The 18,743-nt window shown below is 69.0% G+C and carries 20 protein-coding genes and 1 pseudogene; 10 read left to right on the forward strand and 11 right to left on the reverse strand.

The window, feature by feature from the left end; genetic code table 11:
* Positions 1 to 103: 103 nt before the first annotated feature.
* Both ATL45_RS11735 and ATL45_RS11740 read right to left on the reverse strand, forming a co-directional pair.
* Complete coding sequence (locus ATL45_RS11735; protein WP_093158075.1) at positions 104 to 373, reverse strand: hypothetical protein; 270 nt, start codon at positions 371 to 373, stop codon at positions 104 to 106.
* A 61-nt stretch (positions 374 to 434) separates the two neighbouring features.
* Positions 435 to 677: an HC3 family zinc finger protein gene (locus ATL45_RS11740; protein ID WP_121505327.1), complete on the reverse strand. Its 243-nt coding sequence runs from the start codon at positions 675 to 677 to the stop codon at positions 435 to 437.
* 131 nt (positions 678 to 808) lie between these two features.
* Between ATL45_RS11740 and ATL45_RS11745 the strand changes: the two genes are divergently transcribed.
* Both ATL45_RS11745 and ATL45_RS11750 read left to right on the forward strand, forming a co-directional pair.
* Positions 809 to 1,666, forward strand: coding sequence for a helix-turn-helix domain-containing protein (locus tag ATL45_RS11745; protein WP_093158076.1), 858 nt, complete (start codon positions 809 to 811; stop codon positions 1,664 to 1,666).
* Positions 1,663 to 1,851: a DUF397 domain-containing protein gene (locus tag ATL45_RS11750; protein WP_093158078.1), complete on the forward strand. Its 189-nt coding sequence runs from the start codon at positions 1,663 to 1,665 to the stop codon at positions 1,849 to 1,851. Before ATL45_RS11745 ends, ATL45_RS11750 begins: the two co-directional genes overlap by 4 nt.
* 113 nt (positions 1,852 to 1,964) lie before the next feature.
* Here the strand turns inward: ATL45_RS11750 and ATL45_RS11755 are convergent, their stop codons facing one another.
* From ATL45_RS11755 to ATL45_RS39610, 3 genes and pseudogenes are all read right to left on the reverse strand, one after another.
* The gene (locus ATL45_RS11755; protein WP_093158079.1) at positions 1,965 to 3,176 is read right to left on the reverse strand and encodes an RNA polymerase sigma factor; all 1,212 of its coding nucleotides are present in this window, start codon (positions 3,174 to 3,176) and stop codon (positions 1,965 to 1,967) included.
* The gene (locus ATL45_RS11760; RefSeq protein WP_093158081.1) at positions 3,173 to 3,535 is read right to left on the reverse strand and encodes a YciI family protein; all 363 of its coding nucleotides are present in this window, start codon (positions 3,533 to 3,535) and stop codon (positions 3,173 to 3,175) included. The genes ATL45_RS11755 and ATL45_RS11760 overlap by 4 nt, the downstream gene beginning before the upstream one ends.
* Before the next feature lie 132 nt (positions 3,536 to 3,667).
* Positions 3,668 to 3,778, reverse strand: a pseudogene (locus ATL45_RS39610) (imine reductase family protein); the annotation flags it as partial.
* A gap of 90 nt (positions 3,779 to 3,868) precedes the next feature.
* Here ATL45_RS39610 and ATL45_RS11770 point away from each other — a divergent pair.
* Both ATL45_RS11770 and ATL45_RS11775 read left to right on the forward strand, forming a co-directional pair.
* Positions 3,869 to 4,186 carry an ArsR/SmtB family transcription factor gene (locus tag ATL45_RS11770; protein WP_093158207.1) on the forward strand — a complete coding sequence of 106 codons (318 nt, stop codon included), beginning with the start codon at positions 3,869 to 3,871 and terminating at the stop codon, positions 4,184 to 4,186.
* Positions 4,183 to 4,593, forward strand: coding sequence for an SRPBCC family protein (locus tag ATL45_RS11775; protein WP_093158082.1), 411 nt, complete (start codon positions 4,183 to 4,185; stop codon positions 4,591 to 4,593). Before ATL45_RS11770 ends, ATL45_RS11775 begins: the two co-directional genes overlap by 4 nt.
* A gap of 129 nt (positions 4,594 to 4,722) precedes the next feature.
* On the opposite strand, the gene ATL45_RS11780 is transcribed toward ATL45_RS11775, so the two are convergent.
* Entirely contained in the window at positions 4,723 to 6,417 is a 1,695-nt protein-coding gene (locus ATL45_RS11780; protein ID WP_093158084.1) for an adenine deaminase, read from the reverse strand.
* Between the two features lie 97 nt (positions 6,418 to 6,514).
* Complete coding sequence (locus ATL45_RS11785) at positions 6,515 to 7,831, reverse strand: NCS2 family permease (RefSeq protein ID WP_093158085.1); 1,317 nt, start codon at positions 7,829 to 7,831, stop codon at positions 6,515 to 6,517.
* A 79-nt stretch (positions 7,832 to 7,910) separates the two neighbouring features.
* Between ATL45_RS11785 and ATL45_RS11790 the strand changes: the two genes are divergently transcribed.
* The 3 genes from ATL45_RS11790 (at position 7,911) to ATL45_RS40365 (ending at position 10,531) form a co-directional block, all read left to right on the forward strand.
* On the forward strand, positions 7,911 to 8,900 hold the full coding sequence (locus ATL45_RS11790; RefSeq protein WP_170210218.1) for a LacI family DNA-binding transcriptional regulator: 990 nt from the start codon (positions 7,911 to 7,913) through the stop codon (positions 8,898 to 8,900).
* Between the two features lie 93 nt (positions 8,901 to 8,993).
* The gene (locus ATL45_RS11795) at positions 8,994 to 10,151 is read left to right on the forward strand and encodes an aminotransferase class V-fold PLP-dependent enzyme (RefSeq protein ID WP_093158086.1); all 1,158 of its coding nucleotides are present in this window, start codon (positions 8,994 to 8,996) and stop codon (positions 10,149 to 10,151) included.
* Between the two features lie 65 nt (positions 10,152 to 10,216).
* Positions 10,217 to 10,531 carry an L-2-amino-thiazoline-4-carboxylic acid hydrolase gene (locus ATL45_RS40365; protein WP_439332487.1) on the forward strand — a complete coding sequence of 105 codons (315 nt, stop codon included), beginning with the start codon at positions 10,217 to 10,219 and terminating at the stop codon, positions 10,529 to 10,531.
* Between the two features lie 122 nt (positions 10,532 to 10,653).
* Here the strand turns inward: ATL45_RS40365 and ATL45_RS11805 are convergent, their stop codons facing one another.
* From ATL45_RS11805 to ATL45_RS11815, 3 genes are all read right to left on the reverse strand, one after another.
* Positions 10,654 to 12,483 carry an FUSC family protein gene (locus tag ATL45_RS11805; protein ID WP_093158088.1) on the reverse strand — a complete coding sequence of 610 codons (1,830 nt, stop codon included), beginning with the start codon at positions 12,481 to 12,483 and terminating at the stop codon, positions 10,654 to 10,656.
* Positions 12,484 to 12,713: 230 nt separating this feature from the next.
* Positions 12,714 to 13,076, reverse strand: a complete 363-nt coding sequence (locus tag ATL45_RS11810; RefSeq protein WP_093158089.1) for a hypothetical protein — start codon at positions 13,074 to 13,076, stop codon at positions 12,714 to 12,716.
* Positions 13,077 to 13,103: 27 nt separating this feature from the next.
* A complete protein-coding gene (locus ATL45_RS11815; protein ID WP_093158091.1) occupies positions 13,104 to 13,385 on the reverse strand; it encodes a hypothetical protein in 282 nt (93 codons plus the stop codon).
* Positions 13,386 to 13,634: 249 nt separating this feature from the next.
* On the opposite strand from ATL45_RS11815, the gene leuA reads away from it, so the two are divergent.
* On the forward strand, positions 13,635 to 15,428 hold the full coding sequence (leuA, locus tag ATL45_RS11820; RefSeq protein WP_093158092.1) for a 2-isopropylmalate synthase: 1,794 nt from the start codon (positions 13,635 to 13,637) through the stop codon (positions 15,426 to 15,428).
* 171 nt (positions 15,429 to 15,599) lie between these two features.
* Here leuA and ATL45_RS11825 read toward each other — a convergent pair whose 3' ends face one another.
* A complete protein-coding gene (locus ATL45_RS11825) occupies positions 15,600 to 16,241 on the reverse strand; it encodes a DedA family protein (protein ID WP_093158213.1) in 642 nt (213 codons plus the stop codon).
* A gap of 192 nt (positions 16,242 to 16,433) precedes the next feature.
* Here ATL45_RS11825 and ATL45_RS11830 point away from each other — a divergent pair, with 192 nt between their 5' ends.
* Both ATL45_RS11830 and ATL45_RS11835 read left to right on the forward strand, forming a co-directional pair.
* Positions 16,434 to 17,558, forward strand: coding sequence for a mandelate racemase/muconate lactonizing enzyme family protein (locus ATL45_RS11830; RefSeq protein WP_093158094.1), 1,125 nt, complete (start codon positions 16,434 to 16,436; stop codon positions 17,556 to 17,558).
* A 978-nt stretch (positions 17,559 to 18,536) separates the two neighbouring features.
* On the forward strand, positions 18,537 to 18,743 hold the full coding sequence (locus ATL45_RS11835) for a hypothetical protein (RefSeq protein WP_246025291.1): 207 nt from the start codon (positions 18,537 to 18,539) through the stop codon (positions 18,741 to 18,743).

Raw genomic sequence — 18,743 nt, forward strand, 5'->3', positions numbered from 1 at the left:
GTGCCGCCGGGGTGGCCGGTCGGTGCACGGGGAGGGTCGATGCACCGACCGGCCGGGGCGGGCCGATGCCAACGGTCGGGGGCATTCGGCATCGGCCCGGGCTTCAGAGGCCTTGGAGGAGCTGGTGGATCCGGTGTTGGACCTCCAGCGATGGGCCTGGTTCCGGGCCTGGTGGAGCTGGTTCGCGGAGGCGGTGGCGACCGGTTCGCTCACGTTGTCGTCGCTCGGCTTCGGCTTCTTCGATGAGTTGCCACACCGTCAGCGCGCCTTCGCCACCACCGGCGTGCTGCGGGCGGTAGGTGCACCAGGTCAGGGTGATCAGGATCAGGGCTGTCGTGGCGACGGCAGCGAGATACGGGAGGGCGGTGAGCATTCTGTTCCTTCCGAGAGGGCTTTTTCCTTCAGCAGCAAGGCGAGCGCGACGGATTCTGCGCTCATGTCACGGCTTTTCGTGTACTGCCTGATCTCGGAGCAGGTGTCGAACCGGCGATCCGGTGAGCCTCGGCATTGCACGCGCGGCAGGTGGACCACAGCCACCCGAACTCGGAGTTGTCCGCCAGCAACTCCTTGCCGCACAACGTGGTCACCCCCATCCCGGTCGGATAACCACCGCCAGGCCGGGAATCCAGACTCGCGTGCCGCTCACCTTCCCCGGGAACCCAGTGGAACGGATGCATCGGTGCCGCCTCTCTGGCTCGAAGCCGAACTTCCTCGGCGTCTGTAGCCAGAGTGCCCGTCTAGTAGACACCTGATCAATTACACGATCAGGCGAAGTGCCTGGTAAGCCGAGCTGCCTACGATGTGTCTCGTGCCTGTAGACACCAATGGCGTGACACCACGCGCTCGCGCGCTTGCCGCTGCCATCCGCTCTGTACGGGAGCAATCCGGCATCAGCGGACGCGAGTTGAGCAGACGACTTGGCCTGAGCCATGGAACGGTGTCGCACTGGGAAACCGGGCGTCGGGTCCCAACGCCGGAAGACGTGGCCTCACTGCTGACCGCTGCCGGAGTCACCGGCAAGGAAAAGCAGCGATTGATCGAGCTGGCGCGGCATGCCAGTGAACCGAACTGGCTTACCGTTGGCATGCCAGGGATTCCGCACCAGCTCGCTGGCGCTGTGGAGTGCGAGCGGTCAGCGTCATCGATCGTTGAGTGGGCACCGTTGGGACTTCCTGGGCTACTGCAAACGCCCGACTATGCAAGAACTATTTCTGTAGCTGCAGGAATTTCACCGCAGGACGTTGAACAACGCGTGACTCTGCGCATAGCGCGCCGAGAAGTAATCACACGCAGAGATCCTGTCACGTTCACCGCACTGATCGGCGAAGACGCTCTTCGTGATCACATCGGATCTCCTGAAACCATGACCGAGCAGCTCAACTACCTGCTTGAACTTGGCGCTCGTGACAACATCACCCTGTACGTGGTGCCACCCAGGATCGGTTGGCATCCTGGGCTTAGCGGGCCCTTCGTTCTCTACGAGTTTCCAGACGCTCCGTCGGTGGTCCACTTCGAGCATTACAGCTCCGGAGCGTTCGTCCCTGACATTGATGACGTACAGGCGTACAGAGAAGCTGTGGATAGCATCCGCAAGGTTGCTCTAAGCCCAGCTGCAACAGCAAAACGCATCATGAAGATCCTCGACGAGACGGAGCACACACGATGAACTCCTTTTCCTGGCGAAAGTCCAGCTACAGCCAGCCGAACGGCAACTGCGTCGAGGTGGGGTCGTTATCCGGTGGGGCTGCTGTTCGGGACACCAAGGACCGGGACGGCGGGTACTTCGTGACGACGCCCGCGCAGTGGTCGTCGTTCGTCTCCGCCATCAAGCACGGGCGCTTCGAGCGCTGACGTCCCGTTTCAGACCCGTGAGCGTTTTGTGTCGTTATAGCCTCACAAAACACTCACGGGTTTGAAAGGCGCAGCCGGGGGCCTTCGCCAGGGACGCTCCCCGGCGGCCCGAACTATCGCCCACCAAGGCGTTTCGCCTGGTCGGTGAGGTAGCGGCGTTCGGGTGCGCTGGTCGTTCGGCGGGCCGCTTCGCGGTACGCCTCCGCTGCCGCTTCGTGCTGGCCGAGCCGTTCGAGCAGGTGGGCGCGGGTGGCCAGGAGGCGGTGGTGGCGGGCCGTGCGCTTGTCCGATTCCAGGGTTTCCAGGAGTTCGAGCGCCGTTGCCGGGCCGTGGACTTCGGCTACCGCGACCGCTCGGTTGAGGGTGACCACCGGGTTCGGGCCGAACTGCTCCAAGATGTCGTACAGGGCCAGGATCTGCGGCCAGTCCGTGTTCTCCGCGTCCGCTGCTTCGTCGTGCACCGCCGCGATCGCGGCTTGCAGCTGGTACGGGCCTGCCTGGCCGCGCGGCAGGGTCCGGCTGATCAGTTCGATGCCCTCCGCGATCAGCTCGCGGTTCCAGACAGCACGATTTTGCTCGGCCAGCGGGATCAGTTCGCCGTGCGGGCCGGTTCGGGCCGGTCGACGGGCGTCCGTCAGCAGCATCAGAGCCAGCAGACCTGCGGTTTCCGCGTCGTCGGGCACCAGGCGGTGCAGCATGCGGGTGAGGCGGATCGCTTCGGTGGACAACTCCGGGGCCGTCAGGTCCGCACCGCCCGTGGCCGTGTAGCCCTCGTTGAAGATCAGGTACAGCACGTGCCGCACCTCGGCCAGCCGCACCTCGTGTTGCTCCTCGGGCATCGCGAGCGCCAAGCCCCTGATGCTCTGCTTCGCGCGGCTGATGCGCTGCGCCATCGTCGCTTCGGGCACCAGGAACGCGGCGGCGATCTGGGCCGTGGTCAGACCGCCGACCGCGCGCAAGGTCAGCGCGATCTTGCTCGGCCCGGACAGCGCCGGGTGGCAGCACAAGAACAGCAGCGCCAACGAGTCGTCGTGATCGACCACATCCGGGGCTGCGCCGAGCAGCGCGGACTGCGGTGTGGCGAGAGCGTCCTCGCGACGCCGCCGTGCCGTGTCGCTGCGGATCTGGTCGACCAGCTTGCGGGTTGCAACGGTGTGGAGCCACCCGCCCGGGTTCTCCGGCACGCCCTCGTCCGGCCACTGGAGGGCCGCAGCGATCAACGCCTCCTGCACGGCGTCCTCGCACGAGTCGAAGACACCGTGCCGGCGGACGAGCGCGGCGAGGACCTGCGGCGCCAACTCGCGCAGCAGGTCCTCGACGCTCACATGCTCCCCGCGGCTTCGTGCGGCACGGGCCACAATTCGACCGGGTCCTCGTCGGCGGACGGCATGTCCGCCGCGATCTCCTGCGCGCGCTCCAAGCTCTCGCAGTCGAGCAGGTAGAAGCTGGCGAGGTACTCCTTGGTCTCCAGGTACGGGCCCTCGGTGACCACCGGCGCACCGTCCGCGCGGCGGACGAGCTGGGCGTTGGCCGCATCCGCCAGCCCGTAGGCGCCGAGCAGCTCACCGGTCTCGCGGTACTTGGTGTTGAAGGCGTCCTGCTTGGCGATCGCCTCCGGCCACTTCTCCGCCGGGTAGGAGTCCCACTTCTCCTGGTTGCCGTAGATCATCAAGAGGTACTTCATGCCGGGTGTCCTCCCCGTCCCGCGCGCCCCTCCGGCGCGCTCTCACCCATCAGTCGGAGCGCGAACGCCCTCCTCTACATCCCGGCGACACTTTTCCAGATTTTCTCGACACGGCCGCTGACCAGGGTGGGATCAGCTTTCGGGTCGGGTGAACTCCTCGATCAGGACCGGGTACTGCTCGCCGCCGTGCCCGGCGGCGATCGCGCGGTCGGCCATCGCCTTGATCAGCTTCGGCAGTTCGGCGCGGCCCTGCGGCAGACCAGGTAGGTCGCGCCACTGACGACGTGTCGGGATTTCTTGACATGTCGGGTATCTCCGACATATCTTGTCCGCATGTCCAAAGACGTCTTTCTCGCTCTGGCCAGCCCCTCCCGGCGCCGCCTGCTGGAGCTGCTGGCAGACGGCCCCCGGACAGCAGGAGACCTGGCCGCTCAGTTCGAGCTGAGTCGGCCTGCGGTCGCCGAACACTTGCAAGTTCTGCGCCGGGCGGAGCTCGTCAGGGACGAACAGGTCGGTCGCCAGCGTCTCTACCACCTGGAGGCCGCCCCGTTGGAGCAGATCAGTGAGTGGCTGCATCCGTTCGAGCGGTTCTGGCGCGACCGTCTGCGCAGCATGGCCGAGCTCTTGGAAAACGAGGAGGAATCACCATGACCTACGCCCGCACCGGAACCATCTCGGTCGACCAGTTCATCGACGCTCCACCGGTGAAGGTCTGGCGCGCCCTGACCGACCCGGAGCTGCACGCGAAGTGGTGGGCACCCGGCGACGTGGCCGAACACGTCGGCCACGAGTTTCACTTGGAGATGCCCGGCTTCGGGTCCATTCCGTGCCGGGTCGTGGAATCCGAACCACATGAACGTTTCGCCTACACGTTCAACGGCGAGTGGACGCTGACCTGGCGACTGATCGCAGAGGGGCGCGGGACACGGCTTCTGCTCGACCACTCCGGGTTCGACCTCGACGACAAGCGCGCCCGTGACGCGTGCGAGCGCATGGGGCCAGGCTGGCGCGACACAGTCCTGCCCAGACTCGCGAAGCTCGCGCCCGAAATCGACTGACCGCACAGACCCGCGGGAAGCGGGTCAGCGGCAACGCTTGGCACGCCAGCCCCGCACCCCGATCCGGTGATGTGCGAAGGGCACCTTCGACCGATGATGCCGGTCAAAGCGCCCTTCACCTCGGGAAGATCAGTGGCAGCAGTCGAGGACCTGCGGCGTCCAATCACGGGCCAAGACGTCGACCAAACCCAGGTCGGTGATCTTGACGCTGGGCGAGACCGCCAGGGTCAGCGTCGACACGCTCATGAACGGGTTCGCGTGCCGCCACCCCCATGCCTCGAGCGCTTCGCGCACTCGGCGGCTGCCCGCCACCGCCTTCGGCGTCGGCTCCGCCGACATGACGCCTCCGACGGCCAGCGACAGTCGCGCGACCACGCCTTCGGCGTGCGCGACCGCCACGCCGCCGTCGTCGGCCAGGACCGCTTCCGCGGTGGCTCGCATCGCTCGCCGGGAGGTTCCCAGGGTGACGAAGTTGTGGCTGTCGTGGGCGTACGTCGTGGTCAGCGCGCCTTCGGCGAGACTCATGCCGATCACAGGAACGCACGAGGTGTTCGGTCGTCCGTGGCGGTTGCGCACCCAGAGCAGCGCGACCTCGCCCTCCCACCGGACTTCGCCGTCGACGACTTCGAGCGAGACCTCGGCCGCCTGGGTGTAGGTGTCGACCGGATTCACCTGGAGGGCGCGGAACCGGTGCGTGCCGTCGGGCAGGTTGAGGCGCCAGCGGAACTCGTCCGGGTCGATCTCGGCGATCTGCACCGAGCCGGCGAACGGGTGGGTGACTTCGGGTTCCGGGTAGGTCGGGGTGCCGCCGCGCGCCACCACTGCCCCGCCCGCGATCACCGTGTGCACCGCGAAGTCCGCCAGTTCTCCGTCGAGCAGCAGCAGGTCCGCGCGCTTGGACGGGGCGACCACGCCTCGGTCGTACTTGCGCAGGCGTTGTGCGGGGTTCCAGGTCAGGGCGCGCAAGGCGTCCAACGCCGGGAGCCCGGCCTCGACCGCCTTGCGCCCGATGTGGTCGAGGTGGCCCTTGGCGGCGATGTGGTCGGCGGCGAGGTCGTCGGTGACCAGGCACAGCGGCGGAAGTTGCGGCAACGCCGTCAACGCGCCGACGACCTCCGGGAGCAGGCACTTCTCCTGCAGCATCACCGTCATGCCGAGGCGGGCCTTCTCCACCGCGACCTCGGGCGTGTTCTTGGTGTGGTCGGAGTCGATGCCGGTGGCCAGGTAGGCGCTGAGCTCCTCGCCGGAGAGGTTCGGGCAGTGGCCGTCGAGGATCGTGCCGCGCTCCCGCGCGACGCGCACGATGTCGTGCATGCGCTGGTCACCGGCCACCACGGCGCGGTAGTCCATCACCTCGGCGAGCGCGGAAACCCCGTCCCAGCCGAGGAGTTCGTCGATGTCCTCGGGGTCCAGGTGCGCGCCGGAGTACTCCATCCCGGCCAGCGCGGGGACGCACGACGGCACGCCCCAGAGCTGGGTCTGCGGGCTGCGGGCACCCTCCTCGATCATCCACCGCATCGCGGCCTTGCCCGCGACGTTGACGATCTCGTGCGGGTCGGCGAGGACCGTGGTGGTGCCGCGCGGCAGCGTCAGCCAGGCGAAGGCGGCCGGGGTGGTGAAGGAGCTCTCGACGTGCATGTGCGCGTCGACGAACCCGGGGACGATCAGCCTGCCGCCCGCGTCGATCACTTCGGCGGCCTCCGGCCCCGCTCCCGGCGGCACGACGCCGCTGATCACCTCCCCGGTGACCAGCACATCGGCCTCGAAGACCTCCCCGGTGAACGTGGACACCACGCGTCCCCCGGCAATCCGCAGGTCAGCCATACCTCTCCCTCTCGTCACCCCGGAGGTGCGCAAATTCGACCATCACCCGGGTGAACGGCAATTTCTCGCGAAATTGCGCGCTCCCCGGGTGAGGCGGTCAGTGGGCGTTGGTCGCGAAGAAGAACACCAGGAACGGCAGCAGGATCCACATGCCCAGGTGGACGTCCCGGAACCGGCCGGCCACCACCTTGATCAGCACGTAAGCGGTCAACGCCGCGGCGATGCCGTTGCCGAAGTTGCCCCAGAAGATCGTGCACGCCACCAGCAGCGTCGCCGGGACCGCCTCGGTCAGGTCGCTCAGATCGACCTTCTGGAACCCGCGCATCATGCCCAGCCCGACCACCACCAGCACCGGCGCGGTCGCCGCCGACGGGATCATGGTGGCGAACGGCGTCAACAGCAGCAGCACCAGGAACAGCCCGGCGGTGGTCAGCGACGTCAGCCCGGTGCGCCCGCCCGCGTCGGACCCGGCCGCGGACTCGGCGTAGGTCGTGACCGACGGGGCGCCGACCAGCGAACCACCGGTGATGGCCAGCGAGTCGACCAGGAACGTCCGGTTGATGTCGGACTTCTGCCCGGCGCGCTCGGTCAGCCCGATCCGCTCGGTGACCGCGAGCACCACGCCCGTCGCGGAGAACAGCTCCGAGGCGAAGAACGCGAACAGGTACTGCAGGTACTCCGGTCGCAGCGCGCCCCAGAGATCGATGTCGAAGGCGACCGGGCCGAGCCCGGCGGGTGCCTGGAACCAGTGGTCCGGCAGCTCCGTGACGCCCAGCGGGATGCCGATGACGGTGAGCACCACGATGCCGATCACGAACGCGCCGGGCACCTTGCGCGCTTGCAGCGCCGCGACCAGGACGATGCCGCCCAGCGCGAGCAGCACCTCCGCCGAACCGAGGTCGCCGATCTCCAGGCCGCTCTTGGTCGGTTCGAGCATGCCGGAGAGCTTGAACCCGACGTAGACGATGAACAGGCCGATCGCGGTGCCGATGGCCTTGCGGATGTTGTCCGGGATGACCTTGGCGAGCAGGCCGCGCAGCCCGAGCAGCGACAGCACGAGGATCGCCACGCCGGACCAGAACACCATGCCCATCGCCACCGGGTACGGCACGTGCTCCTGCTGGATCAACGTGGCGGCGACCAGCGCGGTGCCGCCCAAGCCCGGTGCGAGCACGAACGGCATGTTCGCGAAGAAGCCGACTGCCGCCGTGGCCAGCACGATCGTCAGGATCGTGCCGGTGGTGGCCGCCTCGTGCGGCACCCCTGCCTTGGCGAGCATGCCGGGGATCACCACGACCGCGTAGGCCGAGGCGAAGAACATGCTCAACCCGGCCAGCAGTTCGGTGCGCACTGAACTGCCCCGCTCGGCCAGCCCGAACCAGCGGCCCAGCCGCGCCTGCTTCACATCGACCATCGGCCGTGACTCCCTGGTGAGGATTGCAAGCGCTTGCAGTGCAAGCGATTGCAGGGAGGTTAAGCAGCACGGTATGAAGGTGTCAAACAACGTGAGGGAGGACTCGATGGCGCGGCTGGCCGACGTGGCCCGCAAGGCCGGGGTGTCGGTGGCGACCGCGTCGCGCGCGCTGGTGCGTCCGGAGATGGTCGCCGAGCGCACCCGGCAACGGGTCCGGGACGCCGCGATCGAGCTCGGCTTCCGCTACCACCCGTCGGCCCAGGCCCTGGCGACCGGCCGGAGCCGGCTGCTCGCGCTGCTGGTGCCGGATCTGACGAACCCCTTCTACGCACCGATCATCGCCGGAGCCCAGCGCGCCGCCGAAGGATCCGGCAACGACCTGCTGGTCGTGGTCACCGAAGAATCGCCGGAGCGCGAACGGCTGCTGATCGACCGGCTGCGCGACCGGGTCGACGGTTTCCTCGCGATCGCACCGCGCGGCGCGAGCTCGCTGTTCACCTCGCTGGACGTGCCCCTGGTGCTGGTCGACCGGCGGGTTCGCGGAGTGCCTTCGGTGGTTGTCGACACCCCGGGCGGGCTGGGAGAACTGGGCGCGCACCTGGCCGAGCTCGGACACCGGCGGATCGCCTACCTCGGTGGACCGCGCGGATCGTGGGCCGACCCGCGGCGCCTGGAGGGGTTGCAGCGCGGGCTGGCGCACGAGGTGATCGCCTTCGGACCGCTGCCGCCGACTTTCGAAGCCGGGAGCGACATCGTCGACGAACTGCTGGCGAGCGAATGCACCGCGGCAGTCGCGTACAACAGCGCGCTCTTCCTCGGCCTGCTGTACCGCTTGGCGCAGTTGGGCGTCCAGGTGCCGGAGGCGTTGAGCGTCTGCTGCGCGGACAACCTCGCCGGTCTCGGCCTTGCCGTCCCGGAAGCGACCGCGCTGCACGTTCCGGCCGAAGAAGCCGGCTCGACAGCCGTGGAGATGGTGCTCGCCACCGTTGACGGTCGGTCGCCCGAACCGAGGCATCGTTCGGTACCGGTGCAGCTGGTCATCGGGAAAACAACCGCCATGCCACGTTGATCAGCCGATCGCCAGGTTCGAATTCACCTGAAGTTCTGGATTCAGCAGCCTCCGTCGTTACATTGCGTGCGGCGATGAGGTAAGAATTCACACGTGTGGACCAGCCCCAGATCCGTCGCCGAAGCGCTCGACCATGCCGACGCGCTCGCCGATCTGCGCGTCCGCTACGACCTGCCGCCCGGTCTGATCCGACTCGACGGCGACAGCGGCGGACCGCTGCGCACCACCCCGGCCCGGCTGCGCCGGTTCGTCATGCACCGGCACGGACCGCACACCGGACGCCCGTTCGGTGAATCCGAGTGGCGGCGGGAAGCCCGTCTCGCCGCCATCGCGCTCGCCCCGCTGATCGGCGCCGCTCCGAAGGAACTCACCGTCGGCGAATCGACGTCGATCAACCTGTTCAAGGCGCTGCTCGCGGCCGCCCGGCTGCGCCCCGGCCGTCCGATCCTGGCCGTGGGCCGGGATTGCTTCGCCGCGGACCGCTTCCTGGCGCAGTCCGCCGCCGACTTCATCGGTGGCCGCCTGCACCTGTTCAACGACGTGTCCGAGCTCGCCGCGCTCCCGTCCGACGACGTGGCCGTCGTGGCGCTGTCGCACACCGACCTGCGGACCGGCGCGGTGCGCGATGCCGCGGCCATCACCGCCGAAATCCACCGCCGCGGCGCGCTGGCGCTGTGGGACCTGAGCCACTCGGCCGGTGCGCTGCACGTGGACCTGCACGGCTGGCAGGCCGACTTCGCCATCGGTTGCGGCCACAAGTACCTCGGCGGCGGTGCTGGAGCACCGGCCTACTCGTACGTCGCCAGCCGCCACCGCGGCACCTTCCCGGTGTGCACGACCGCCGGAGTGCTGCACCCGCTGGCGGACGGCTTCACCGGCTCGGCGTCGACGTTGTCGGTGTCCGAACTGCGCACCGGCCTGTCCCTGCTGGCGGGCATCGCCGTGGAGGAGCTGGCCGCGAAGACCGCGAGCCTGGCGCAGCTGTTCCTGGACCGCCTCGACAGCAACTGCGCGGACACCAGGATCGAGGTGCTCCGGCCGCCTGGCCCGCCCGGTGCCCAGGTCGTGCTCCGCCACGAGCGTGCCCAGCAGATCGCGAACGCCCTCTTCGACCGCGACATCGTCGTGGAGAACCCGGCCTCCGACCTGCTACGCCTGCACTTCGCGCCGTCCTGGCTCCGCTACGTCGACGCCTGGGAAGCAGCCGAGCAGCTCCACGCAGCCCTCCACGACATCGCCTCCAAGTCGTGACAGCTCTTCATCACAAGGGTTTTCAACCTCCTCCTGCATAGGTAGCGGTCCTCGGCGCCCGCGGGCTGAGGAACAAGACCCGTTCCGGGCCATGGTCGACGTGGCACGCGCCCGCGAAAGGCAGTACTACGGCGGCGCTTTCGAGTTCCGGCGCTCCGCGGACGACGACCGGCACTTCCACCAGGACGTGCACCGGTGCTTCTACCAAGGAAGTTCTCGCCGAGAACTCCGCGTCCGAACTGGGGCCGGTGCTCTGCGCCTTCGACGAGAGCTGGATCGGGGCCGTCGATCCAGCGGTGCACGGCTTCCGCTTCGAACGTGCCACCACGATAGCGCTCGGCGGGACGCGCTGCCCCTTCCATTTCAGCCGGGAGAGCTAAGCCGAAAGGCCGGAACATCTTGGCCTGCAAGACGATCCGAGCGGCATGAAGGCTGGCCGAATGGCCGATCCGCGCGGTCGCCCCCGCCCGGCATTCTCGAAATCGCACCCGGCGTGCAGGACCTATCCCCCACCCGGCGCGCCGGGTGCGCACGGGGCGGCCACGCCCGCGTAGATCCGCTCCAGCTCGTCGTGCAGTCGGGCCGGGCGCACTTCGGTGGAGCGGAGCTGGCGGGTGGTGGTGCGCATGGTCGACACCAGGCGCTGGGCCTGCTGGAGGTCCTGGGGGTTGTCGCGGACCGCCTTCTCGGTGGCCGCGTCAACCACCCGCTCCAGCACGCTGATCGTCGGCCACCAGCGTTCGGCCTGCGGTGCTGTCGCGGGGTTCATCAGCTGCTGCTGGAGAGCCCCGCGGAGGTCGGCGAGCTGGCGGTAGGTGCGGCGGCGCAGTGCGGGGCGACCGTGCCGCACTCCGGCCAGCGACTGGGAGACGTACTCCGCCACCGCCGCGACGGCGTCGGCGAACCTGGTCTCCAGCTCCGGCCCGCGGTGCAACGGGCGGAGCAGGAAACCCACGGCCAGCACGATCGCGCACCCGACGAGGGTGTCGATCAGGCGAGCCACCGCGTGGAACTCCGCGCCCTGGTTCAGCTGCAGCAGGACCAGGGCCGTCACGACCGCGCTGAACAGGCCGTAGTGGCGGTCGACCGCGATCGGCAGCTTGGCGGCCAGCACGACGATGAACGGCAACGACCACCAACCGGGAGGTACTAGGGAGAGCAGCAAGAAGGCGATCAGGACACCGGCGACGGTGCCGATGGCGCGCAGCACGGTGCGGGCGAAGACCGAGCCGGAGTTCGGCTTGAGCACCAGCGCAGCGGTCAGTGCGATCCAGTACGGCTGGTCGAGGCCTGCGAGCAGGCCGACCCCCTCGGCCAGCGCCAGGCACAGCACCATCCGCAGCACCTGGGCCCAGGTCGAGCGACCGAAGGTCAGACGCACGCGCTCGCGCTCGCGGGAGACCTCGGCGCGCTTGGCGATCCGGAACGCGCTGACCAGCTCGGCGATGCCTTGGTCGAGGGCGCGCGCCAGCGGCGAATCGACGGTGCCCGGCTGGTAGGGCGGCGGTACCTCGCCGGTGCGCATGCAGCGGGCCAGCGAGCGCAGGGCTTCACGGGCGCGCGGCGGAGGGCGTTCTCCTGCGTGGGCCAGGGAGACCGAGGCCTCCACGATCGGCGTGGCGTGGGTGTAGACGAGGTAGAGGCGGTCGCGCACGCGGCTGCGGGACATCGACCCGCCGCCGACCAGCACGTCGTGCGCGGTGTTCAGCGCCTTGGTCAGCTCCTGGCGCGCGGTCACCGGTGTCTCGGCGTCGAGCATGCGCAGCGTCGCGTCGAAGATCCTGGCGACCGCGCTGCGCGCCGGTGCCGTGCCGCGGAACGGCCACGTCGCCATGACCAGTGCGAACAGCAGCAGCTCGCCGGCCGCGAACCAGGCGATCTGCTCGCCGACCGGCAGGCTCGCCGACTGCTCGCCGGTCGCGACGATGCAGAACGTCAGCATGTGTGCGCCGCCCGAGGACCACAGGTCGCCCATCCGGCTGGACAGGACCGACGGCACCGCCACCGCGAGCACGACGGCTGCCGCCCACCACGGGCCGGGTGCGGCGGCACCGGCGGCGAACCCGAGCACGCCGAGGACCGCGGCCACCCCGACCCGGCGCAGCCGGTAGCGGTACGAGCCGGTCAGGTCCGAGAAGCTCGCGCACAGCGCGCCGATCGAGGCGAGCACCGCTTCCTCGATGCGGCCGGTGAGCAGTCCGACCAGCTGCGGCATGCCGATGCCCAGGCCGACGGCGCAAACGCGCGTCCAGTCGGCCGGAATGGACATCGGTCGCAGCTGCCGCAGCAACCAGTCCGGTAGGAGGGGGTGGCGCAGTGCTCGGCTCGTCAACACGCACCGTCCTTCAGGAGGAGGGGACACGCGCTCCACGCCGAGCGGCTGGGATCTGCGTTCGATTGTCACGCGGTGCGGACCGGCGCACCGCCGATCGACGCCCGCATCACACCGCGGGTTCGATCACACCCGTCCGAGTGAGATCCACCCGAAGCAGAAGCCGCACCCACACCGCAGGACGGAGGTCGCCAGGAGCAGGCCGGGCAGCGGCAAGGCACCGGTAAGTCCTAAATGGACCTTCCGTTCAGGGTGCTCAGGATTCTCGTCGCGAGAGAGGTGATGATCAGCCAGAAAAGCGCCGCTGCGCCGTAGTTGAGGAGCACCTCGGCCTTCGGGTCCGCGGGCATGAACAGGTCCTGGAAGCCCAGTGCCAGCCAGTCCGCCCAGGACGCCACGAAGCGCGTGATGCCGTTGTCCGGGTTGGCGTTGCCGATCGTCAGGACCACGTGCACCGCCAGCAGCGCGGCGGCCGCCGTGCCGACCCACCGGACGACCTTGATGAGCACCCGGAGCCCCCGGTGCCAGGCCCGGCGGACGTCAGCGCGCCGCACACCGCCCTCGTGCGTCCCGGATCCGACTTCTTCCGCCACGAACCCAGTGTGGCACGGAGAACGCGATCAGCCGAAGACCCGACCGAGCAGTCCACCCACCAGCACCCAGAAACACGCGGCCAGGCCGTAGTCGAGCAACACCTGGAGCACCGGGAAGTCCACCGACAGCAGCCCGGGGAAGAACAGCGCCAGCGGCTCGGCGGCCTGCGCCACCGATCCGACGAACTTCCCGTCGCCGGCGAACCCGGTCAGGATGAACAGCAGGTGCATCACCAGCACCGCGGCGAACAGGAAGCCCGCGCCTTGGAACAAAACGGCGATCCCGCCGCTGCCCTTCTTCGCCGCCATCAACCCGCTCCCTTCGCGTGAGTCCGCTCTCACTCTGCCAGCTCCCGCGCAGCGGGCCGACACCACCGCTCCCACGATGTGGAAAGGGTGGTTGCATGTTGGGCGGTGATTGGGTTTAGCCTGGGTCCGTGGCTCGCGTTCTCCTGCTTCGCCGCCGCGACGGGGTCTGACCGACCGGCCCCTCGTCGCGGGGTTCGAACGCGCCGGTCGTCGGTCCAGACCCGGAAACCGTGCAGGAGATCCACTCGCATGAGCAACACTTCCCCCGAACCGCAGGCCTCGTTCGCCGACCGGGTGCGCAAGCCGTCCCGCCCCGCGCCCGCTGATCAGCAGCCGTGGAACCCGCAGCAGGGCAGCTCGATGCCGCACCACCGCTACCGCCCGTTCCACGAGCTGGTCGAGAACGTCTCGCTGCCGGACCGGACCTGGCCGGACAACCGGATCACCCGGGCGCCGCTGTGGTGCGCCGTCGACCTGCGCGACGGCAACCAGGCGCTGATCGACCCGATGTCGCCCGCCCGCAAGCGCCGCATGTTCGACCTGCTGGTGCAGATGGGCTTCAAGGAGATCGAGGTCGGCTTCCCGGCGGCCAGCCAGACCGACTTCGACTTCGTCCGGGAGATCATCGAGGACGGCGCGATCCCCGAGGACGTGCGCATCCAGGTGCTCACCCAGTGCCGCCCGGAGCTGATCGAGCGCACCTTCCAGTCCCTGGAGGGCGCGCCGCAGGCGATCGTGCACATCTACAACTCGACCTCGATCCTGCAGCGCCGCGTGGTGTTCCGGGAGGAGCGCGAGGGCATCAAGAAGATCGCCACCTCGGCCGCTGAGATGACGCTGGAGCTGGCGGGCAAGTACTCCGACACCGACTTCCGCTTCCAGTACTCGCCGGAGTCCTACACCGGCACCGAGCTGTCCTACGCCGCCGAGGTGTGCGACGCGGTCACCGAGATCTGGCAGCCCACCCCGGAGCGGCCGGTGATCCTGAACCTGCCCGCCACCGTCGAGATGGCCACGCCGAACGTCTACGCCGACTCCATCGAGTGGATGCACCGCAACCTGGCCCGCCGTGACTCGGTGATCCTGTCGCTGCACCCGCACAACGACCGCGGCACCGGCATCGCCGCTGCCGAGCTGGGCTACCAGGCCGGGGCGGACCGGATCGAGGGCTGCCTGTTCGGCAACGGCGAGCGCACCGGCAACGTCGACCTGGTGGCGCTGGGCATGAACCTGTTCAGCCAGGGCATCGACCCGCAGATCGACTTCTCCGACATCGACTACATCAAGCGCACCGTCGAGCACTGCAACCAGCTGCCGGTGCACGAGCGGCACCCGTGGGGCGGCGAGCTGGTGTACACCGCCTTCTCCGGCAGCCACCAGGACGCCATCAACAAGGGCCTGGACGCGCTGCGCGACGAGGCGAGCAAAGCCGGTGTCCCGGTGGACGACCACCCGTGGGAGGTCCCGTACCTGCCGATCGACCCGAAGGACGTGGGCCGCACCTACGAGGCGGTCATCCGGGTCAACTCGCAGTCCGGCAAGGGCGGCGTCGCCTACATCATGAAGACCGAGCACCAGCTGGACCTGCCGCGCAAGCTGCAGATCGAGTTCTCCAAGGTGGTGCAGGCGCGCACCGACTCCGCGGGCGGCGAGGTCAGTCCGACCGAGATGTGGGACGCGTTCGCCGCGGAGTACCTGGACGCCACCGCGCCGGTGAAGCTGGTGCGGCAGCGGGTCGCCGGGGAGGACGGCAACGAGACCATCACCGCGACCGTGGTCGTGGACGGTGAGGAGCAGGAGATCACCGGCGCGGGCAACGGCCCGGTGTCGGCCTTCGTGGACGCGCTGAGCAGCATCGGCTACGACGTGCGGGTCATGGACTACAACGAGCACGCGCTGACCGCCGGCGACGACGCCCGGGCCGCGGCGTACCTGGAGTGCGCGGTGGACGACAAGATCTTCTGGGGCGTCGGCGTGGACACCTCGACGATCACCGCGATGCTGCGCGCGGTGGTATCCGCGGTGAACCGCGCGAACCGCTGACCGACGACAAAGCGAACGGCCTGCTCGCCTCGTGGTGAGCAGGCCGTTCGTTTTATCCACAGGCCTGTGGAGAACTGTGCACAGCCTGTGGACAACTTGGGGAAAGTTGGGGACGGATCGCCCGGCCAGGCGTTCGGCACCACTCGCTACCAGCGGTGATGCCGTGGGCGGTCACGGAACCTTCGCGTCGGTGTCGGTCTGCTCCTGCTCGTCGGCTTCGTCCGCCTTCTCCGCGCGGCGGCGCACCACGCGCACGATCAGCCAGCCGATCACCACCGTGACCAGCAGGGCGATCCAGGAGAACCGGTGGAACCACTGCCCCGCGACCAGGCCGAACACGTACGACAGGGTGGTCACCGTGCCCGCCCAGGCGATGCCGCCGGTCGCGTTCGCGATCAGGAACTTGCGGTACTGCATGCCGAGGATGCCGGCCAGCGGACCGGCCAGGATGCGCAGCAGCGCGACGAACCGCCCGCCGAACACCGCCCAGGCGCCCCAGCGGTCGAACATCCGCTCGGCCTGCCGCACCGGCTTCGGCCCGAAGTGCTTCGGCAGCTTGCGCCCGAGCCAGCCCAGCAGGTTCCGCCCGTAGCGCTTGCCGACCGCGTAGCCGATCGAATCGCCGATGATCGCCCCGCTCGCCGCGACGATGCCGAGCGCGATCGGGTTGACGATGCCCTGCGAGGCGGCGACTCCCGCGCTGACCAGCATGATCTCGCCGGGCAGTGGGATCCCCACGCTCTCCAGGCCGATGATCAACCCCACCACCAGGTAGATCACCCCTGGCGGGATCGAGTCCAGCAGTTCGATCATCGAGGTCCGTTCCGGGTCGGGTTCCGCGCGGTCGTCGAGGCTGCGACCGGCCACCGGCCAGAGTACGTATCCGCAGCAAGCACCGTCGCCGGGAACCCGGGTACCGCGCACACGTCTGGCGCGGTCGCGCATCGGGTGTGACCGTAACCACATAGAGCACCCGCTCGCGAATGTCCGCAGGGGGAGGGCATTTTGCGCATCATCGGCATTCGGCACATACCGGTCGTCGTGCCGTTCCGCGACGCGGAGCAGTGGCCGCCGGGACGGCGCGGTCTGGTCAGCGTGCTGATCGAGATCGACACCGACGAGGGGATCACCGGCATCGGCGAGGCTCCCGCGCACCCGTCGGCGGACATCGTGCTCGCCGTGCTGCGCTCGGTCGAGCGCTTCGCCATCGGCGAGGACCCGTTCCGCACCGAGCGCATCGCGCGGCTCGGCGAGGTGGTCGGCACCTGGCACGCGGTGGGCACGACCAGCACGGCGCTGGCCGCCATCGACATGGCCTGCTGGGACATCGTCGGCAAGGCCTGCGGCCAACCGCTGGTCAACCTCTTCGGCGGCGCGCTGCGCGAGGATGTCGAATACCTGCACCAGATCCCGCCCGGCCCGCCCGACCGGATGCGGGACCTGGCCGCGCTGGGCGCCGCTGCCGGCTCCGAGAGCTTCCACGTGCAGGTCGGCGCCGACCTCGACACCGACGTGGAGCGGGTCGCGGCCGTCCGGGACGGCATCGGGCCCGGCCGGTCGATCCGCGTCGACGCAGGCGAAGCCTGGTCGCCCGCGACGGCGTTGCGGTCGTTGCGCGCCTTGGCGCCCTACGGCATCGAGTTCGCCGGGCAACCGGTGTCCGCCCGCAACATCCCGGAGATGGCCCGCCTCCGCGCGCACACGGGCACTCCGCTGCTCGCCGGCCCGCTGTGCCGCGCCCAGCAGCTCGAGGTGATCCGGCACGGCGCGGCCGACGCGATCTCGGCGGACAACGCGCTGGACGGCGGCCTGCTGAACCTGAAGCGCTCGGCGGGCATCTGCCAGGCGGCGGGCCTCCCGGTCGTCAAGCACAGCCTCGGTGAGCTCGGCGTGGCCACCTGCGCGGCGGCGCACCTGATCGCGGCCACGCCGGGCTTCGACCACGCCAACCAGTCCTACCGCGCGCTGCTGTCCGACGACGTGCTCGACGGCGGCCCGCTGCCGTACCGCAACGGCAGGCTGCGGATCCCGGACGCGCCGGGCATCGGCGTCGAGCTGGACCGCGACCGCCTGGCCCGCTACGCGGAACTGCACCAGACGGCGGGCGAGGAGTTCGAACCCGGGCCCTGAGCAGCCGGGTCATACTGCGGTCGTAGTCGGTGACCTCCGGAATCAGCGTCCAGACCGGCCAACACACTCGACCAAAGACGGTACTGCGCGCGCCGTCCGTTCGGCAGCATGTCGTTACGTCGCGGGATGCCGAGCGACGCCCCTGGGGAACGGGGTCAGGGGGACGGGCCGGAGGGGCGGGGGAACAACGTCGGGGACCGGCCCTCCCTCTGCATCCGCCTCGCCGCCCACGGGACCGGTCACCACTGATCGAACGGCGGTGAACCTCCGCGATTTCACTTGAAATCGGATTCTCGCCACCGAGGATTCCGCCGAAAACGCGACAGATCCAATTTCAATTGAAATCGCTACACCCATGAAGGCGACCAACCGCCGCCTTGAACCTGACCCAGCCCCCACCCCACCGCACCACTGACAGCCAGGCCTCCTTGGTATCACCACCGAATCGTTCAGCGGTGATACCGCTCGAACGTCACGAGGTGCAGTGCCGCGAGGCGGGGGCCGGGGCAGGTTCAAAGCGGCGGGTGGCTGGTTTGGGGGTGTAGCAATTTCAATTGAAATCGGCTTGGTCGCGTTTTCGACGGAGGCTGCGGTGTGGAGTAGCCGATTTCAAGTGAAATCGCGGAGGTTCGGTACCGATGTCTTGGGCGGATCTCGCCCCTGAGGGCTCCTCGACGACCCGGAGTTGATCGCGGGACGAAAGGGCTGCTGGCGAGTGCGACAGTTCGACGCGACCGGGACGGAGCTGCGGCGCGCAGATCAGCGTCGGGGCGGGGAGCGTTTTCGCCGCGGGCGACCCGGCTCGGGTGATCCGGGAGCTCTGACCCGCGCGCGGCGTTCGGGTTGTTGTGCTGGGCGAGGCGTGTGAAGTTGCGGTGGTCGCCGTTGCTCGGACCACCCGATCGGTGTACCGAACTTGATGATGGGTTGCGCACGGGGTTCAGTCAGGCACCGGAAGACAGCAGTGCCGAGGTGAACATGTGGCCGATCGAAGACCCGTGCGAGCAGTTGCGGTGGCGCATCCCGTGCCGACCGCCCAAGACCGGGCACGTGTCCGTGCTGGTGGTGGGTGATCGGGTCGCCGTCGTGCTGCCGCCCGGGGAAACGCTGGTGTTCACCGCGGACGAGGCCGACGGGCTCGCCGCGCTGCTGGACAAGGCCGTCGGGTTCGCGACGAACCGGTAG

This window comes from Saccharopolyspora antimicrobica, assembly GCF_003635025.1.
In the GTDB taxonomy this organism is placed as follows: Bacteria; Actinomycetota; Actinomycetes; order Mycobacteriales; family Pseudonocardiaceae; genus Saccharopolyspora; species Saccharopolyspora antimicrobica.

Coding starts and splice junctions, on each gene's coding strand:
- ATL45_RS11760 (WP_093158081.1), bottom strand. CDS start 3,535: ATGAAGTACCTCTTGATGATCTACGGCAACCAGGAGAAGTGGGACTCC.
- ATL45_RS11825 (WP_093158213.1), bottom strand. CDS start 16,241: ATGATCGAACTGCTGGACTCGATCCCGCCAGGGGTGATCTACCTGGTG.
- ATL45_RS11835 (WP_246025291.1), top strand. CDS start 18,537: ATGTGGCCGATCGAAGACCCGTGCGAGCAGTTGCGGTGGCGCATCCCG.
- ATL45_RS11780 (WP_093158084.1), bottom strand. CDS start 6,417: ATGGCTGACCTGCGGATTGCCGGGGGACGCGTGGTGTCCACGTTCACC.
- ATL45_RS11815 (WP_093158091.1), bottom strand. CDS start 13,385: ATGGCGGCGAAGAAGGGCAGCGGCGGGATCGCCGTTTTGTTCCAAGGC.
- ATL45_RS11785 (WP_093158085.1), bottom strand. CDS start 7,831: ATGGTCGATGTGAAGCAGGCGCGGCTGGGCCGCTGGTTCGGGCTGGCC.
- ATL45_RS11750 (WP_093158078.1), top strand. CDS start 1,663: ATGAACTCCTTTTCCTGGCGAAAGTCCAGCTACAGCCAGCCGAACGGC.
- leuA (WP_093158092.1), top strand. CDS start 13,635: ATGAGCAACACTTCCCCCGAACCGCAGGCCTCGTTCGCCGACCGGGTG.
- ATL45_RS11775 (WP_093158082.1), top strand. CDS start 4,183: ATGACCTACGCCCGCACCGGAACCATCTCGGTCGACCAGTTCATCGAC.
- ATL45_RS11770 (WP_093158207.1), top strand. CDS start 3,869: ATGTCCAAAGACGTCTTTCTCGCTCTGGCCAGCCCCTCCCGGCGCCGC.
- ATL45_RS11740 (WP_121505327.1), bottom strand. CDS start 677: ATGCATCCGTTCCACTGGGTTCCCGGGGAAGGTGAGCGGCACGCGAGT.
- ATL45_RS11735 (WP_093158075.1), bottom strand. CDS start 373: ATGCTCACCGCCCTCCCGTATCTCGCTGCCGTCGCCACGACAGCCCTG.